Genomic DNA, 15,127 nt, shown 5'->3' on the forward strand with positions numbered 1-15,127 from the left:
TGGAGCGCAGCGATACCCATCAATCCCTTTGTAGAGACATGATGGGTATCGCTTCGCTCCACCCATCCTACGCGACAGGAACACTCACCCGTTGCCGTGCCGTGTCACTTGTCCACGCTCGAGCAAGGTTTCCGCCTCTTCGATTTCGGGCAGACCTCGCTCCGTGTCGAAATCAACAAGAACTGGTGCGAGCACCTCGGGTATTGCCTCGGCTCGCCCGTTTGCACGGTAAAGGCGTGCAAGTCCAACTGCGCTGCGCAGCTCAAAAGTCTTCGTCCGTTGGGTTCGGGCGATTTCCAGGGCTCTGCGGAAGGCGTCTTCGGCCATGGAGACGCTCGGTGGGTCGAGACGCAACAGGAGCTCACCCTGGCTGCGATGGAGTTCAGCATCAAGCCAATGCTGGCCGGATTGCTCCGTCCAGGAGATCAGCTCCTGCAAAATTTCCAAGCCGGTTTCAGCTTGCCCGGCCTCCGCATTCGCCACCGCAACCTGCATCCCCCAAAACGGTTCACAGAGGTAGCAGTCGTTCTCGTGAAGCAGTGTCCAGCCCCGTTGCATTTCCGAAAGCCCGCCCATCCGGTCGCCGGCGCGCCACTTTGCCAGGCCGTTCAGGTAGCTGCCGGCGGCTATATACAACGGCATCGTGTGCTCGCGCGCGAGGCCGAGAGCCAGTATAGTCTCTGTTTCCTGCAACATGCCCCCGCATAGTCCATCGAAGACCGCCTTGTGAACGAGCGCGTTGGCTTGAGAAAGCGCCGGCCTGTTTGCGGTGGCGCGTACCGCTTCGGCGGCGAGCCGGCGCGATCGATCAATCGTGCCGAGCGGCCAAAGCACCAGGGCAAGAAACCTCTTGATGACGAAAGGCAGGTCCAGCGCAGACGCCTTGAAGGTCGCCGGATCAGGCTCAGCCTCATAGATCGCAAGCGCGCGCTCGAGATGCAGTCGCGCGTTTGGGTAGTCGCCGCCGAACCAGCAGGTTACCCCGGCTGTAGAGTGTGCGACGACCGCAGCTACCGGCGATTCCGGTCGCTGCCTGGCGACGCCCATGACTGCCTCCGTCAACTCCCGCATCGGCGCGATCTCGCCATGCGTCAGGCAGGCGTTGAACAGACCCGCATGGATCGGCGCCAGTTCGACCGGATCATTGATGTCGGCCGCGAATTGTCGGGCGCGCGTCCATGCGGCAACCGTCTCGGGAGCGCTGTGACCAAGGCTGCCCCGCAGCGCGCGGCCATAGGCGATTTGAAGATGGAGCCGGTTCATGGTCCGGCCCGGCTCATCGGGCAAGCCATCGGCGAGCGCAACCGCCTTGCCGAGATGTGCGATTGCTTCTGTATATGCCGAGCGCTTCAGCGCCTGCTGACCCGCCTTGCGCCACCACTCGAGGGCTATTCTGCTCAGCCCCGCTTCCGTGAAGTGATATGCCAGCAGTTCCGGCTCGGTCTCAGCGATGCTCGGGAACGTCTCACGCAGGACATCGCCGATTTGCCGATGGAGCAGTTGCCGGCGGCTCTTGAGTAGACTCTCGTAGGCTGCTTCCTGAACGAGCGCATGCTTGAAGCTGTAGTTCGCTTCCGGCGGCGTCCCGCGGCGCAATAGCAATTCCGCTTCTTCGAGCTGCGTCAGCGCTGCGCGCAGTGTTAGATCATCGCGCCCCGCTACACATCGCAGCAGCGTGTACGAGAAGTCGCGGCCGATGGCAGCGCCTATCTGTGCCACTTCCTTGACCGGCGCCAGCCGGTCAAGCCGCGCCATCAGTGAGTCCTGCAGCGTCGCGGGAATGGCGAGCGGCGGCAGCGGACTATCGAGGCGATGGCGCACGGCGTCTTCCACCAGCAACCCGGACTCCAGCACCATCTTGGTCAATTCTTCCACGAATAGCGGGACACCATCCGTCCTGTCGATGATCTGCGCCATCATTTCGCGAGATAGTTGTCGACCGGCGGTCACCTGCTCGACCAACGCGCGCGTGTCCTGCCGGTCAAGCCGATCGAGCTGCAGCAGACTGACGTTGGCAAGACCCGCCCAGGGCGGCTCGAACTCGGGCCGGAAGGTCATGAGCACGAGTATCGGCAATCCCCTGATCCGGTCGACGGTAAGATCGAACAGCTCAAGCGACGTGGCATCAGCCCAATGCATGTCCTCGCAGACAATCAACACAGGTTGCTGCCGCGCCAAACCCTCAAGCTGGTCGAGAAGGGTAGCGAATGTCTGTCGCCGCTGTTGCACCGGACTGAGGCCGAGCGGCGGATAGCGCTCGCCGGTTGGAATCGAAAGCAGCGCGGCGATGAGCGGTGCCGCGTTAGCGACCTGGTCCGTTCCAAGCGCGAGCATTGCCTCAAGCTTGTCGAGCTTTTGCTCGGATGTATCCTGTGACCCGATGCCGGCAGCGCGCTCGAGCTGGGCGACAAAGGGATGGAGCGCGCTGTTGGTGTGGTAGGGCGAGCACTGATATCGAATCCGGCGATGCGTCCCCAATGCGAGGCTATCGGAGAGCGTTGCAACAATGCGCGATTTGCCAATCCCGGCCTCGCCGGAAATCAGCACCAATTGGCCCTGGCCCTGCCACGCCAGTTGCTGGCGCGAGAGCGCGAATTCGATCTCTGCCTTGCGGCCGACAAAGCCCATCGAGCGCGCGGCACGCACCGCCTCGAAGCGGCTCTCCGATGCAACTCCACCTTCGACCGCCCAGACCGCGATGGGTTCGGAGATGCCCTTGACCTCTCGGAGGCCGAGACTGCGGAAAATGAATAGATCGCCAAGCAACTCGCGCGTCGAAGCAGCAACGACGACCGCCCCCGGCTCCGCGAGGCCCTGGAGCCGCGCAGCGACGTTCGGTGTATCGCCGACCATTGCCTGTTGCTCTGACGCGCCTCCGCTGATGAGGTCGCCTACCACCACCAGCCCGGTCGCGATCGCGATCCGCACCTTGACCCGTTCCGAGCGCGTTTCAAGCGGTCCTACTGCGGCAATGATGTCGAGCCCCGCTCGCACGGCGCGCTCTGCGTCATCCTCGTGGGCGCGGGGATAGCCGAAATAGGCGAGTATCCCGTCGCCCACAAACCTGGCGATACTACCGTCGTAAGTGGCAATCACCCTCGCGCAGGCGGCCCGATAGGCGCGGATCACCTCCCACATGTCCTCGGGATCGAGGCGAGCCGAGAGCGCAGTCGAGCCTACCAGATCGCAGAACATGACGGTGAGGTGGCGTCGCTCGGCATTACGCTGAAGCGCCGGCTCGGCGACCAGTTCGCCTTGATTGAGTTCGGCGATCGCGCGCAGCATTTTACGTCGATGGCCGAGCAGGACGCCGAGCCTATCGAAGTCCTGGTCCGTCAGATCGGGAAGGACACCAAGATCGATCCCGTTCTCGGCAAAACGCAGCGCGTATTGTCCAAGCCCAAGCTTCTCGAGCCAATCTGAAATCTGCTGCATTGGCTCCACCGGAATATGTGGTTGACAGCAGGCCGCATGTTGGGGCCACGGCGACGAAAACTTATCCCAATGTCCCTCAGATGGCACGCCTTGATGCAGCAATTCGACTGCGATTGGCTCTCTATTTCTTACGCGAGCGGTGCTCGGCTACAGTGCTCGCTACCAAGCAGCGCATGACATGATGACGACAACTGGATCTCGATGCGCGCGCGATTTGCAGCAAGCAGCGTTGCACAACCAGTGCGTAGGATGGGTGGAGCGAAGCGATACCCATCAATTGCCGTTTGTGAGAGCGATGGGTATCGCTTCGCTCCACACATCCTACAGGCGCCGCTACCCCAACAGTCCCTTCCCCGGCACATGATTGAGCTCGAGCCGGATGCCATCGGGATCCTCGAACAGGATCGAGTAATGTCCCGGCGCCCACTGGTCCTCGCGCGGTGCGCGGATGATCTTGGCGCCGAGCGTCTGGAGAAAGCCGTGCAGCTCATCGACGTCGGCGCGCTCGCGGGCGCGGAAGCAGAGGTGATGCAGGCCGACGCGCTTCTGCTCGAACGCCGCACCTTCATGCTCGGCTGACGGCGCGCTGATACCGACCGCGGTGCGGCCGCCGACGCAGTCGTGTCTGTATCGATGACCGGCTTCAGGCCGAGAAACGGCAGCAGCTTGCGATAAAAATCGCGGGAGCGTTCGTAATTCGAGGCGGTGAGAAAAATATGTGCAATGCCGTTGACATCCATGGCCTCCCCCTGCGCGGCAATCTCTGGTAGCAATGGCGTTGCTATCGAGCATACAGGAACAAGCAGGGCAGAGAGCAGCGTTATGACCCGTCCGGCATGGCGTTGCCGCACTTCGCTTCCGGCATGCGCCGCATCACTGCTGGTGCTGGCCTCCATGGGGTGGGCCGACGCCGCCGATTGCGCGCTTGAGCCGCAGGGCGAAGGGCGTGTCGCGGCGGTCGTCGATGCGCGCAGCTTTCGCCTCGAAGACGGCCGCGAAGTCCGCCTCGCCGGCATCGAGCGCGCTGGAACCGACGGGGCAAGAGGCAGAGCAGCATTGTCCGCCATCGCCGGCGGGCGCGACGTGACGCTGCATGGCGAAGACGACACGCCGGATCGCTACGGCCGCCAGCCGGCCTTTGTGTTCGTGACGGGTTCGGAACACTCGGTGCAAAGCGAGTTGCTGCGCCGCGGCGAAGCGTTGGTTTCGACCGATATAGCCGACAAAAATTGCGCTGCGTCACTGGCAGCGGCCGAGGCGATCGCACGGCAGGGCAAATTGGGCATTTGGGGTGAAGCCGCCGCCATAAAAAACGCGGAAAGTCCGGGCGATATTCTGGCCGCGATTGGGCAGTTTACGGTGGTCGAGTGCAGAGTGCTGTCCGTTCGGCAGGCTGGGGCAACTACTTACCTGAATTTCGGACGGAACTGGACACAGGACTTTGCTGCGACTATTTCAAGGCGCGCCATACCGGCGTTCGAGAATGCCGGCCTTGGACCTAAGTCGCTCGAAAATCGACGGATTCTTGTCCGCGGCGTCGTCTCGTCGCGGGGCGGACCACGGATCGAGCTGTTCCGGGTGGGACAGATCGAGGTGCTGGGCGGGAAATAGTGCTTGATCCGAAGACTGGGCACCGGTTTTCGCTGGATCATGTGCAAAAAGAGGGATGAGATCACGGTCCCAATCGGATCGTGGTCCAGTGGCTGATTTGACGCATCGTGCACAACGGCGCGAGGGGAACACGGGCTGCCGCCTTCTGGCTGCGCCGGCGCTTTTGTGTGCCGCGCTTACACTTTCTTCCTGTGGAAATCTCGGAAAGCTTGAGACCGCCGCGCCGACGGTTGCGGCGCCGAAGCCGAGCCGCATCGTCGCGCAGACCCCTGCGAGCGAACGCGAGCACGAGCGCATTCTCGCCTCTTATGGCGGCGCCTATGACGACCCCAAGCTCGCCACCCTGATCGGCAAGACCGTCGACCGGCTGGTCGCGGCCTCCGACCGGCCTGACCAGGCCTACCGGGTGACCATCCTCAATTCCGGCGCGGTGAACGCCTTCGCGCTGCCGACCGGCCAGCTCTATGTGACGCGCGGGCTGGTGGCGCTTGCCAGCGACACTTCCGAATTGTCCTCGGTGCTGAGCCATGAAATGGCGCATGTGCTGGCCAAGCATGCCTCGATCCGGGAGGACCAGGCGCGGCAGGCGGCAGTGGTGACCCGTGTCGTCACCGACATGAGCAACGACCCTGATCTGACGGCGCTGGCGCTGGCGAAAACGAAGCTGACGATGGCGAGCTTCTCGCGCGCGCAGGAATTCGAGGCCGACGGCATCGGCGTCGGCATTGCGGCCCGCGCGCGTTTCGATCCCTATGGCGCGGCGCGCTTCCTCGCCGCGATGGAACGCAACGCGGCGCTGAAGGCCGGCAAAACGTCGCTCGATCCGCGCGCGCAGGATTTCCTGTCCTCTCATCCGGCAACGCCCGAACGCGTGCAGAACGCGCAGGCCAGCGCCCGGCAATACACCTCTCCGCAGAACGGCGAGCGCGACCGCGAGACCTACCTCGCCGCGATCGACAACATTGTCTATGGCGAGGACCCCAGCGAAGGTTTCGTGCGCGGCCGGCGGTTCCTGCATCCCAAGCTCGGTTTCACCTTTGCAGCGCCCGAAACGTTCACGCTGGATAACACCGCGCAGGCCGTGATCGGCGTGCGCGAGGGCGGCACGCAGGCCATGCGCTTCGACGTGGTGCGTGTGCCGGCCGAACAGTCGCTTGCCGATTATCTCAATTCCGGCTGGATGGAAGGCGTCGACAAGGGCTCGACCGAAGACTTCATGATCAACGGTTTCCCGGTGGCTTCGGCTTCCGCGAACGGCGACCAGTGGCAGTTCAAGGTCTTTGCGTTGCGTTACGGCAGCGACGTCTACCGCTTCATCTTCGCCGCCAAGCAGCGCAACACCGAAAGCGAGCGCAATGCGCGCGAGACCGTGAACTCGTTCCGCCGCCTGACGCTCGACGAAATCCAGGCCGCGCGCCCGCTGCGCATCAAGGTCATCACCGTGCAGCCCGGCGACACCGTGGAATCGCTCTCCCATCGCATGACCGGCGTCGACCGCCCCGCCGAGCGCTTCCGCATCCTCAACGGGCTGGACCAGCACGCCCAGGTCAAGCCGCGCGATCGCGTGAAGATCGTGGTGGATTGAGGCGCGGGCACTCGCTACCTCGTCATTGCGAGCGCAAGCAATCCAGGGCCGAGCAAACGGCGTGGATTGCTTCGTCGCTTCAGCGCAAAATTGCTTTGCAATTTTGTCGCGAGCTCCCTTGCGCAAACGCTTCGCGTTTGTCGCAGGCAATGACGTGGAGAGCGCGACATAGTCACCGCGTTGTCCTGGCCTAAGCAGGGACGACGTGTTGGGAAAGTTCGTACAATCCAAATCTACTCGGTAATCACACGCGCGCGCCAACGCGCCTCGAAACTATTGGCCTCGAAACTATTGGCATCGTCGAGCAGCCGCGCCTGTGCATCCATAGGATCGCTACGTATCTCCGTGGCGGCGACGACGGGTACCGCGACGACTTTGGCTTGCGCGGGCACCACATCGGCTTTCGCTTGCGCCGGGGCCACTGCAGGCCACTGCAACAATGATTTCGAGATCACGGTCTTGCCGGCGTACCAGCATTTTCGGCCGTCGATCAGCCGCCAGGACCAATGCCCTTGCGCCTTCGCTGGCCGCGCGACACTGCATTCCATGGCCTTTGCGTTTGCAGCGCCAACCGGCGCGAAAGCAGCCATGCAAGCGACGACAAGGACTGGCAGAATTTGTCTCTTCATTGAACACCCCTGCGGTTCAATTAGACGCGGACGGGAGCCTCTCTTTTAAATTTGGTCGCAAATGGCCGAAAATTTGGCCACATTCCGGGCGAACGGCGGCACGGTGGGTTGAGGCAAGGCGCGTTACCACCATTCGTGTGCGAGCGACTTGCCAGCTTCGCGAAGGCGGAAGCAATCCAAGGTCCCGCAAACCATGGTGGATGGCTTCGTCGCGGAGCCGTTTATCGGAGGCGCAATCGCGCGACCGAATGGCGTAAAGCGACACGGTGATCAGGAACAGATCCAGATGATCGCGGCCGCAATCGGGACGCCCAAGCCAATTGCGCCGACAATTGCCAGGGCGAACTCGGAAAGCAGATTTGCTTGGGGTCGTGCATCAGGTAACGACATGGCGTTACTCCCTGGGCCCCTGCGAGCCTTGGCTCGCCCCCGGATGAACCATCAGCCGTCTTCGGGCCAAGGCCCTGGCGACTCATCCGAGATGCTGAGCCGTTATGGTTAATGAAAGGCTAACAGGCGGCGTGAACTGTCTGCGGCCTCTTTGCAGGTTATGGCGCGTCCGAAGGAAAGTGACGGCTTGCGCGGGGGCGCAACCCAGCAAAAAGCCCGGTCTTGCGACCGGGCTTTTCGTTTCAATCCCTGGAATTGGGATCCTTTCAGGCAGCCTCATCCGCCACGGCAGCGTCGTCACCGTCGGCTTCGACATCAGCCTCGTCGGCTTCGCCGTCAGCCCCGGTTGCCTCGGCCTTGGCGCCGCGGCGCGGGCTCTTGGCGAGCTGGCTCTCGATTTCCTTGACCGCTTCGGTCTCCGTCGAATGCTGGACGACGGCGATTTCGCGCGACAGCCGATCGAGCGCGGCTTCATAGAGCTGGCGTTCGCTGTAGGACTGTTCAGGCTGCGATTCCGAACGGTAGAGATCGCGAACCACTTCGGCGATCGCGACGATGTCGCCCGAATTAATCTTCGCTTCGTATTCCTGCGCCCGGCGCGACCACATCGTGCGCTTGACGCGTGCGCGGCCCTTGAGGGTTTCCAGCGCCCTCTTGACCAGCGCCGGCTCGGACAGCTTGCGCATGCCGACATTGGCGACCTTGGCGGTCGGCACGCGGAGCGTCATCTTGTCCTTCATGAAATTGATCACGAACAACTCGAGCTTGGCGCCCGCGATCTCCTGCTCCTCGATGGCCAGGATCTGGCCAACGCCGTGAGCGGGATAGACCACGAATTCATTGGCCTTAAAGCCCTGACGCTGGGTCACGACCTTCTTCGGCTCCTCGACACGCGGCGCGGCAGCGGCCGGCTTGACGGGAGCCTTCGGCGCAACGGCGGCTTTCGGGGGCGCAGCCTTCACCGCGGCCTTCACGGGAGCTTTGGCGGTAACTTTCGACGCAGTGGTCTTCGAACCCGCCGCTTTCGCGGCAGTCTTGGCAGTCTTTTCTGGCATTGCGCTTCTTTTGTTCTTTGAGGACTTTGTGGCCGCAACCTTCCTGGCGACCTTTACGGTTGCCTTGGCACGGCCTTTGGTTGCGCTGCGGCTGGCCGGAGCGGCTTTTTTCGTGGTCTTGGAAGCACTCTTTTTACGCGTTTTCTGTGACACAGCCTGCGCGCGGAACTGCCACGCCCCTGTTCGATGTTTTTACGGGTAACCCACCGGGGCCAAATGGTACGCATGGCCAGGTTCGGCTTATAATGTGCTCAATATAGCACATTTTCCGCAAAAATCAATGATTTACGCCCGGTTCCGGACCTTTACGGGCCGTTTCCGTCATAAGACCGCTAACAGGGTTAAATCCGCCAGGCTGGTTCGGTTCAGATTGGGGCAGAAAACAGGCTCTACGAGCCGAGCTTATCCACAGGCTTAATCGCCAGCGCCGGGTTCCTTGGAAAAATATTTCTCGAACTTGCCTTCCACGCCTTCAAATTCTTTCGCGTCGGCCGGTGCATCCTTCTTCTGGGTGATGTTGGGCCAGCTCTTGGCGTACTCGGTGTTGACCTCGAGCCATTTCTCCAGGCCGGGCTCGGTGTCCGGCTTGATGGCGTCGGCGGGGCATTCGGGTTCGCAGACGCCGCAGTCGATGCATTCGTCGGGATGGATGACCAGCATGTTCTCGCCCTCGTAGAAGCAGTCGACGGGGCAGACTTCAACGCAGTCGGTATATTTGCATTTGATGCAGGCTTCAGTGACGACGTAAGTCATCCAGGGCTCCGAACAAGGCTCCGAAACGGATCAGTTTTCCGGGGTTGGCGTAGCGCATGCGGTGCGCTGCCGCAAGGGAAGCGGCGGCCCTCTGGCGGCCGTTTTTCAGGCGTCCCTGCGAGCCCAATCCAGATAGTTATTGTTTGACGTTCTGCAAATCATCGTAGAGCACGCGCGCGGCCGCAGCATCGCCCCGCCGCTCGGAAAATCCCACCACTTTGAGAATGCGCACGCTGCGATCGAGCCCGATCGTCAAGACGTCGCCGATCTTCACCGAGTGGCCGGGCGCTGTTTCGCGCACGCCGTTGATGCGCACATGACCGGCTTCGACGAGGGCGGCAGCCGAGGTGCGGGCCTTCACCACCCGCGCGTGCCACAGCCATTTATCGAGACGCTGCCGCTCCAACGACCTTCCCGTAGTCTATTTTTGACGCGTTTTCTTGAACGCGAACCGGTACCCACCCCGGATCAAGTCCAGGGCAGGCTTTCGCTCGAAAACGCTACGGTTACTCCTTGCGGTTGCCCGCAAGCTGTTCCTTCAGCGCCGCCAGTTTTGCAAATGGCGAATTGGGATCAACCGGACGATCGCGATCGCGTGGGCTCGCACTGGTCGCCCATTGGCGATGCGAGGGGCCGCTCTCGCGTTTGTCGCGGCCACCCTTGTCGCGGCCGCCGAAATCACGGCCGCCACGCTCGCCCTTGTCGCGACCACCACCCTTGTTGCGGTCGCCCTTGTTGCGATCGAACTTGTCGCGGCGGTTGTCATTGTCGCGGCCTTTGCCCGCGAAGCGCTCGCGGCCGGGACGATCCTGACGCGTCTCCTGGCGCGCCTCAGCCGCCGGTGCGCCCTCTGCCGCCGGCGCCGCGGTGGCGTCCGCCGGCGCGCCCTCGCGCGGCTTGCGGAAATCATTGCGGCGGCCGCGGCGATGACGCTGCTCGCGCGGTGCGCCCTCGCTGCCTTCGGTGCCAGCTGCTTGCGCGCCTTCCGCCGCGCGGCCGTGGTGGCGCTGGCGACCGCGATCATGATGCGGGCGGCGCTCGTCAGAACGGCCGCCGGGCCGCCAGACTTCGACGAGTTGCGGCTCAGCCGGCGCATCAGGCTTGGCTTCTGCGGCAGCGGCTTCAGCGGGAGCGGCTTCAGTGGGAGCTTCGCTCGCCGTTGCAGGCTCAGCCGCAGCTTCCGCGGCGCTGATCGCTTCCGGCGCTTCCTGTTCCGGCGGCGCGTCCGCGATTGCGGCTTCCGCCGGCGTGGTCTCGACGGGCGCCGGCTCGACCTCAGAAGCAGGCTCTTCGCTGGCGGGCGGAGCCAGCGAGACCTCCGGCAGCAGTGAGGCCGACGACGCGGGCTTGCTCTCCACCGGCAGTTCGGCGGCGACTTCTTCCGCCGGCGTCTCGGATGTTGCTTCGGCGGTTGCCTCCACCGGCGGGGTCTCCGCGGAGACGGTCTCGACCACCTCGACCGGTGCGGCGGGCTTCGGCGGCAATGGCGGACGGCGGTCCATGCGATAGCCGAGCGCGCGCAGGATCGAGGCAAAGTCCTCGCCTGCCGAACCGGTGAGCGAGGTCATCGCCTGCGTCACCACAAAGCCGCGGCCGTCGAATGCGCCGGTCGGCTTTTCGCCCGGCGAACTCTCGCGCCAGGCCAGCGCGGGACGAATGAGATCGGCGAGACGCTCCAAAATATCGACGCGCACCGCGCGCTCGCCGCACTGGCGATAGCCGAGCACGCGATAGGCATCGCGCGGCAACGCCTTGTCGACCGGGAACGAGGTGCGCCCCGAACTCGCCAGATGCTGCGCGCCTGAGAGCGCGGACATGTCGACATTGTCCTGCTTCTCGGCCCACAGCAGCGAGGCCAGCGCCCGCGCCGCGGGTTTCAAGAGCCCAGGGAAATAGATGTGATAGGCGCCGAAGCGCACGCCGTATTTGCGCAGCGTCGCGCGCGAGGCCTGGTCGAGATCCTTCATCTCGGCGGAAATCTTCGAGCGCTCCAGCACGCCGAGCGCCTCGACGAGCTGGAACGCGATACCGCGCCCGATGCCCGCGATGTCCTCGGCCTTGGAGAGGCCGAACAGCGGGCCGAGCAGCTTTTCGATATGCGTCTTCAGCCATAGATCGAGCCGCGTCTGCACGGCTTCGCGCGATGCGCCGGAGAGCCGATCGTCGGCAATGATGCGCAAGCGCGGATGCAGCGCGTCGTCGGCCGCGACGAGCTTTGCGACCGCATCGCCGGTCCAGCGAATGGTGCCGTCGGATGTCAGCACGAACTGGTCGTCGGGGGCCGCGGCAAGCTTTGTGGCGCGCGCGTCGATCTCGCTTGCGAGCACCTGCTGCGCAGCGGCCTGCAACGCCTTGGCATCCGAGCCGGCTTCCGCCGCATCGGGCGCAAAGGTAAATCCATCGAGCCGGCCGATCGCGTGGCCCTCAACAATCACTTCGCCGGTCTTGCCAATTTCCGTATTCAAAACTGAGTTCTCCCGCAGGCGGCGCATCAATACACTGGTACGGCGGTCAACGAAACGCTCCGTAAGCCGTTCATGTAGCGCATCGGATAATTTATTTTCGACCTCCCGCGTGATCCCCTGCCAGTGGTCGGGGTCGGACAGCCAGTCCGGGCGGTTGGCGACGAAGGTCCAGGTGCGGATTTGCGCGATCCGGCCCGACAGCGTGTCGATATCGCCGGTCACGCGGTCGGCCTGGTCGACCTGGGCGGCAAACCATGCGTCAGGTATGCGACCCCTTTTCATCAGGAAACCATAGAGCGTGGTCACAAGTTCGGCATGGGCAGCCGGCGCGATCTTGCGGTAATCCGGGATCTGGCAGGCGTCCCACAGCCGTTCCACGGCTTGAGCGCCGTGGGCCATGTCCCTCACCTCGCCGTCGCGCGCGGCGTGATCGAGCACGCGCAGATCTTCGGCAATCGGCGCGCGGGTCAAGGCCTCGTGTCCCGGCGGCAGCGCCAGCGACACCTGCAGGGCGCCGAGCGAGGAGAAATCCAGCTTCGAATTCCGCCACTGCAGCATTTTGACGCTGTCAAACGTGTGGTTCTGCAGCGCGTTCACCAGTTCCGGCTCGAACGGCGCGCAGCGCCCCGTGGTGCCGAAGGTGCCGTTGCGCGTGGCGCGCCCCGCACGGCCCGCGATCTGCGCAAACTCGGCCGGATTGAGCCTTCGGAACTGATAGCCGTCATACTTGCGGTCGGAAGCAAACGCGACGTGATCGACGTCGAGATTGAGCCCCATGCCGACCGCGTCGGTCGCAACGAGATAATCGACATCGCCGTTCTGGAACATTGCGACCTGCGCATTGCGCGTGCGCGGTGAGAGCGAGCCGAGCACGACCGCGGCGCCGCCATGCTGCCTGCGGATCAATTCGGCGATGGCGTAGACTTCATCGGCCGAGAACGCGACGATCGCGGTGCGGCGCGCCTGGCGCGTGATCTTGCGGTCACCGGCGAATTCGAGCTGCGACAATCGCGGCCGCGTGATGATGGAAGCGCCGGGCAACAGCCGCTCGACGATGGGCCGCATCGTCGCAGCGCCGAGCAGCAGCGTCTCGTCGCGGCCGCGGCGATGCAGGATGCGGTCGGTGAAGACATGCCCGCGCTCGAGATCGGCTGCGATCTGGATTTCATCGACGGCGAGAAACGAGACGTCGATATCCCGCGGCATCGCCTCCACCGTCGAGACCCAGTAGCGCGGATTCTTCGGCTTGATCTTCTCTTCACCGGTGACGAGCGCAACCGCCTCAGTCCCAGCGCGAGCGGCGATCTTGTTGTAGACCTCCCGCGCGAGCAGCCGCAGCGGCAGGCCGATCACGCCGGACGAATGCGCCAGCATCCGCTCGATCGCCAGATGCGTCTTGCCTGTGTTGGTCGGCCCGAGCACGGCGGTGACGCCCGCGCCGGGCGCGCGATCGTTCGCGAACTTGGAAGGAGAGAAAGCCATTATGTGCAGGTGTTTCTTTTTAAATGCCGCCGCTCAAATCGCAGGTGCCAGACCTCATCCTGAGGAGCCGCGTTAGCGGCGTCTCGAAGGATGAATGGCACCGGTCGGGCCACATGGTTCGAGACGGCGCTTTCGCGCCTCCTCACCATGAGGGGATGTTCTTGCGAGGAGCGAAGCCTTTCTGCTCGCTCGGCGTCAATTCCGCCGATTCTGTTTCACTTTGCGACGGCGATGCGGTCGCGGCTTAAGCTCTGGAACGAGTCTGGAACGAATCGCGTCCGAATCGCTGACTCCTCCCGAAACCCGATACGTTCACCGCAACATCTCGCGCTGACACGCCCGGGGCGGCACTAGATCAAGTTTGCGCGGGCTCCACAAGCGACGGTTTTCGGGTGCAATGCTTAAGACGCCGAGTCGAATCAGAACCGGGCAAGAGTCAATATGATTCATGCGGGCTCGGTGTCCCCCTCTCCCCTTGTGGGAGAGGGTGGCGCCGAACGTAGTTCGGCGACGGGTGAGGGGTTCTCTCCACCAGCACAGACCTCTCCCGCGGAGACAGACCCCTCATCCGGCGCTTCGCGCCACCTTCTCCCACAAGGGGAGAAGGGAAGAGGCTCAATTCGTCTTCGCCACCCTTGGCGGCATCGCTGATGTCACGAACGACGTCGCTTCCAGCATTGCCAGCCCGAACGGGGTCGGGATGGTCATGCGGAAGGGAACCAGGACGCGTGTTCCCGCGATCGGCACGAACGCGATCTCGATCCGGCGCTCGGTGGCGAGATATTTGATCACGGGGCGATCGGGGATGTAGCCCGCGACCGGCGTAAAATAGATCGCGCAGACGATCGCCGGGCCATGATAGCCCTTGTCGGCCTTGACCGTTTCCATGCGCTTGTAGTCGAGCTTGAGGTCGTAGCGCATGCGCCCGTCGAAAATCCCGGCGCCGGTGCGGCAGGCGTCCGGCGTCAACACCTCGCCATTCCCAGGCACGCGCAGCATCGAGCCGGTCATGGGATCGAGCACATTCTTCCGATGCGCGTCGGTGACGACGATTCTATCCGGATCGACCGGCGGCGCCGGATCGATCGAAAAATCCTTCACGGCGCCGCCTGCCAGCACCAGGCGGATGGTCTCGGACTTCTTCTGCGTGGTGGTGGTCGCGGTATAGGCATTGGCGACAAGCGCGCCGCCTACGACGCGGCCCTGGCTGGCGCCCGAGCCCGTGCCGCCGGAAAACGCCTTCAGCAGCCCGGCGGTACCGCCCTGGGCTGAGGCCGAAAACGTGTCGTCGCCGATTTCGATGGTCCAGGCCCCCTTGCCGACCGGGATGCCCGCCAGCGTCGCCTCATATTGCGCGTCGAGCCGACCCTGCGCGGATGCGGCTGGCGGCGCCAGCGCGATAAATGCTGTGGCGCACAGGCCGAAACCGAGCCTGGTTAGGAGCGAAACGGCGCGTTTTGCAGTCACGAATGGATAGTCCCGGGATCGGCGCGATTGGGTGTTCATTTAGGCAGAAATATCCGGCAAACAACGCGCAGCTTCGCGAAAACCACGCTGAAATCAGACCTCTCATCGCCTTCAGCCGCTTTGCGGAAGGCCAAGGCCCTACTAACAAGGCCCTACTAAAACGAAAGCCATGGTGTCGGTGGGGATTGCGCCCTTTATATGATGGCTTAAGTGGCTGGAACCCCTTAGAAACCGGCCAAATCTGCGCCCCACGCC

10 protein-coding genes are annotated in these 15,127 nt (G+C 63.4%); 3 read left to right on the forward strand and 7 right to left on the reverse strand.

Annotation, left to right across the window (positions count from 1 at the left end):
* Window positions 1-84: 84 nt before the first annotated feature.
* Entirely contained in the window at window positions 85-3,435 is a 3,351-nt protein-coding gene (locus GWE18_RS21070) for an adenylate/guanylate cyclase domain-containing protein (RefSeq protein ID WP_275187625.1), read from the reverse strand.
* Between the two features lie 360 nt (window positions 3,436-3,795).
* On the opposite strand from GWE18_RS21070, the gene GWE18_RS21075 reads away from it, so the two are divergent.
* The 3 genes from GWE18_RS21075 (at window position 3,796) to GWE18_RS21085 (ending at window position 6,631) form a co-directional block, all read left to right on the forward strand.
* Window positions 3,796-4,014, forward strand: a complete 219-nt coding sequence (locus tag GWE18_RS21075; protein WP_275187626.1) for a hypothetical protein — start codon at window positions 3,796-3,798, stop codon at window positions 4,012-4,014.
* Between the two features lie 315 nt (window positions 4,015-4,329).
* Window positions 4,330-5,046 (forward strand): thermonuclease family protein, encoded by a 717-nt coding sequence (locus GWE18_RS21080; RefSeq protein WP_275187684.1) that lies wholly within the window; start codon window positions 4,330-4,332, stop codon window positions 5,044-5,046.
* A 97-nt stretch (window positions 5,047-5,143) separates the two neighbouring features.
* Window positions 5,144-6,631: a M48 family metalloprotease gene (locus tag GWE18_RS21085; protein WP_275187685.1), complete on the forward strand. Its 1,488-nt coding sequence runs from the start codon at window positions 5,144-5,146 to the stop codon at window positions 6,629-6,631.
* 233 nt (window positions 6,632-6,864) lie between these two features.
* Here the strand turns inward: GWE18_RS21085 and GWE18_RS21090 are convergent, their stop codons facing one another.
* The 6 genes from GWE18_RS21090 to GWE18_RS21115 all read right to left on the reverse strand — a co-directional run bounded on the left by GWE18_RS21090 (window position 6,865) and on the right by GWE18_RS21115 (window position 14,800).
* A complete protein-coding gene (locus tag GWE18_RS21090) occupies window positions 6,865-7,260 on the reverse strand; it encodes a hypothetical protein (RefSeq protein ID WP_275187628.1) in 396 nt (131 codons plus the stop codon).
* Window positions 7,261-7,916: 656 nt separating this feature from the next.
* Entirely contained in the window at window positions 7,917-8,705 is a 789-nt protein-coding gene (locus tag GWE18_RS21095; protein WP_275187629.1) for a CarD family transcriptional regulator, read from the reverse strand.
* A 414-nt stretch (window positions 8,706-9,119) separates the two neighbouring features.
* On the reverse strand, window positions 9,120-9,458 hold the full coding sequence (gene fdxA, locus GWE18_RS21100; protein WP_275187630.1) for a ferredoxin FdxA: 339 nt from the start codon (window positions 9,456-9,458) through the stop codon (window positions 9,120-9,122).
* A 136-nt stretch (window positions 9,459-9,594) separates the two neighbouring features.
* The gene (locus GWE18_RS21105) at window positions 9,595-9,864 is read right to left on the reverse strand and encodes an RNA-binding S4 domain-containing protein (RefSeq protein ID WP_057855566.1); all 270 of its coding nucleotides are present in this window, start codon (window positions 9,862-9,864) and stop codon (window positions 9,595-9,597) included.
* Window positions 9,865-9,964: 100 nt separating this feature from the next.
* Window positions 9,965-13,405, reverse strand: coding sequence for a helicase-related protein (locus GWE18_RS21110; RefSeq protein ID WP_275187631.1), 3,441 nt, complete (start codon window positions 13,403-13,405; stop codon window positions 9,965-9,967).
* A gap of 615 nt (window positions 13,406-14,020) precedes the next feature.
* Entirely contained in the window at window positions 14,021-14,800 is a 780-nt protein-coding gene (locus GWE18_RS21115) for a DUF3108 domain-containing protein (RefSeq protein WP_275187686.1), read from the reverse strand.
* Window positions 14,801-15,127 lie beyond the last annotated feature (327 nt).

This window comes from Bradyrhizobium sp. CSA112 (assembly GCF_029051645.1).
In the GTDB taxonomy this organism is placed as follows: Bacteria; Pseudomonadota; Alphaproteobacteria; order Rhizobiales; family Xanthobacteraceae; genus Bradyrhizobium.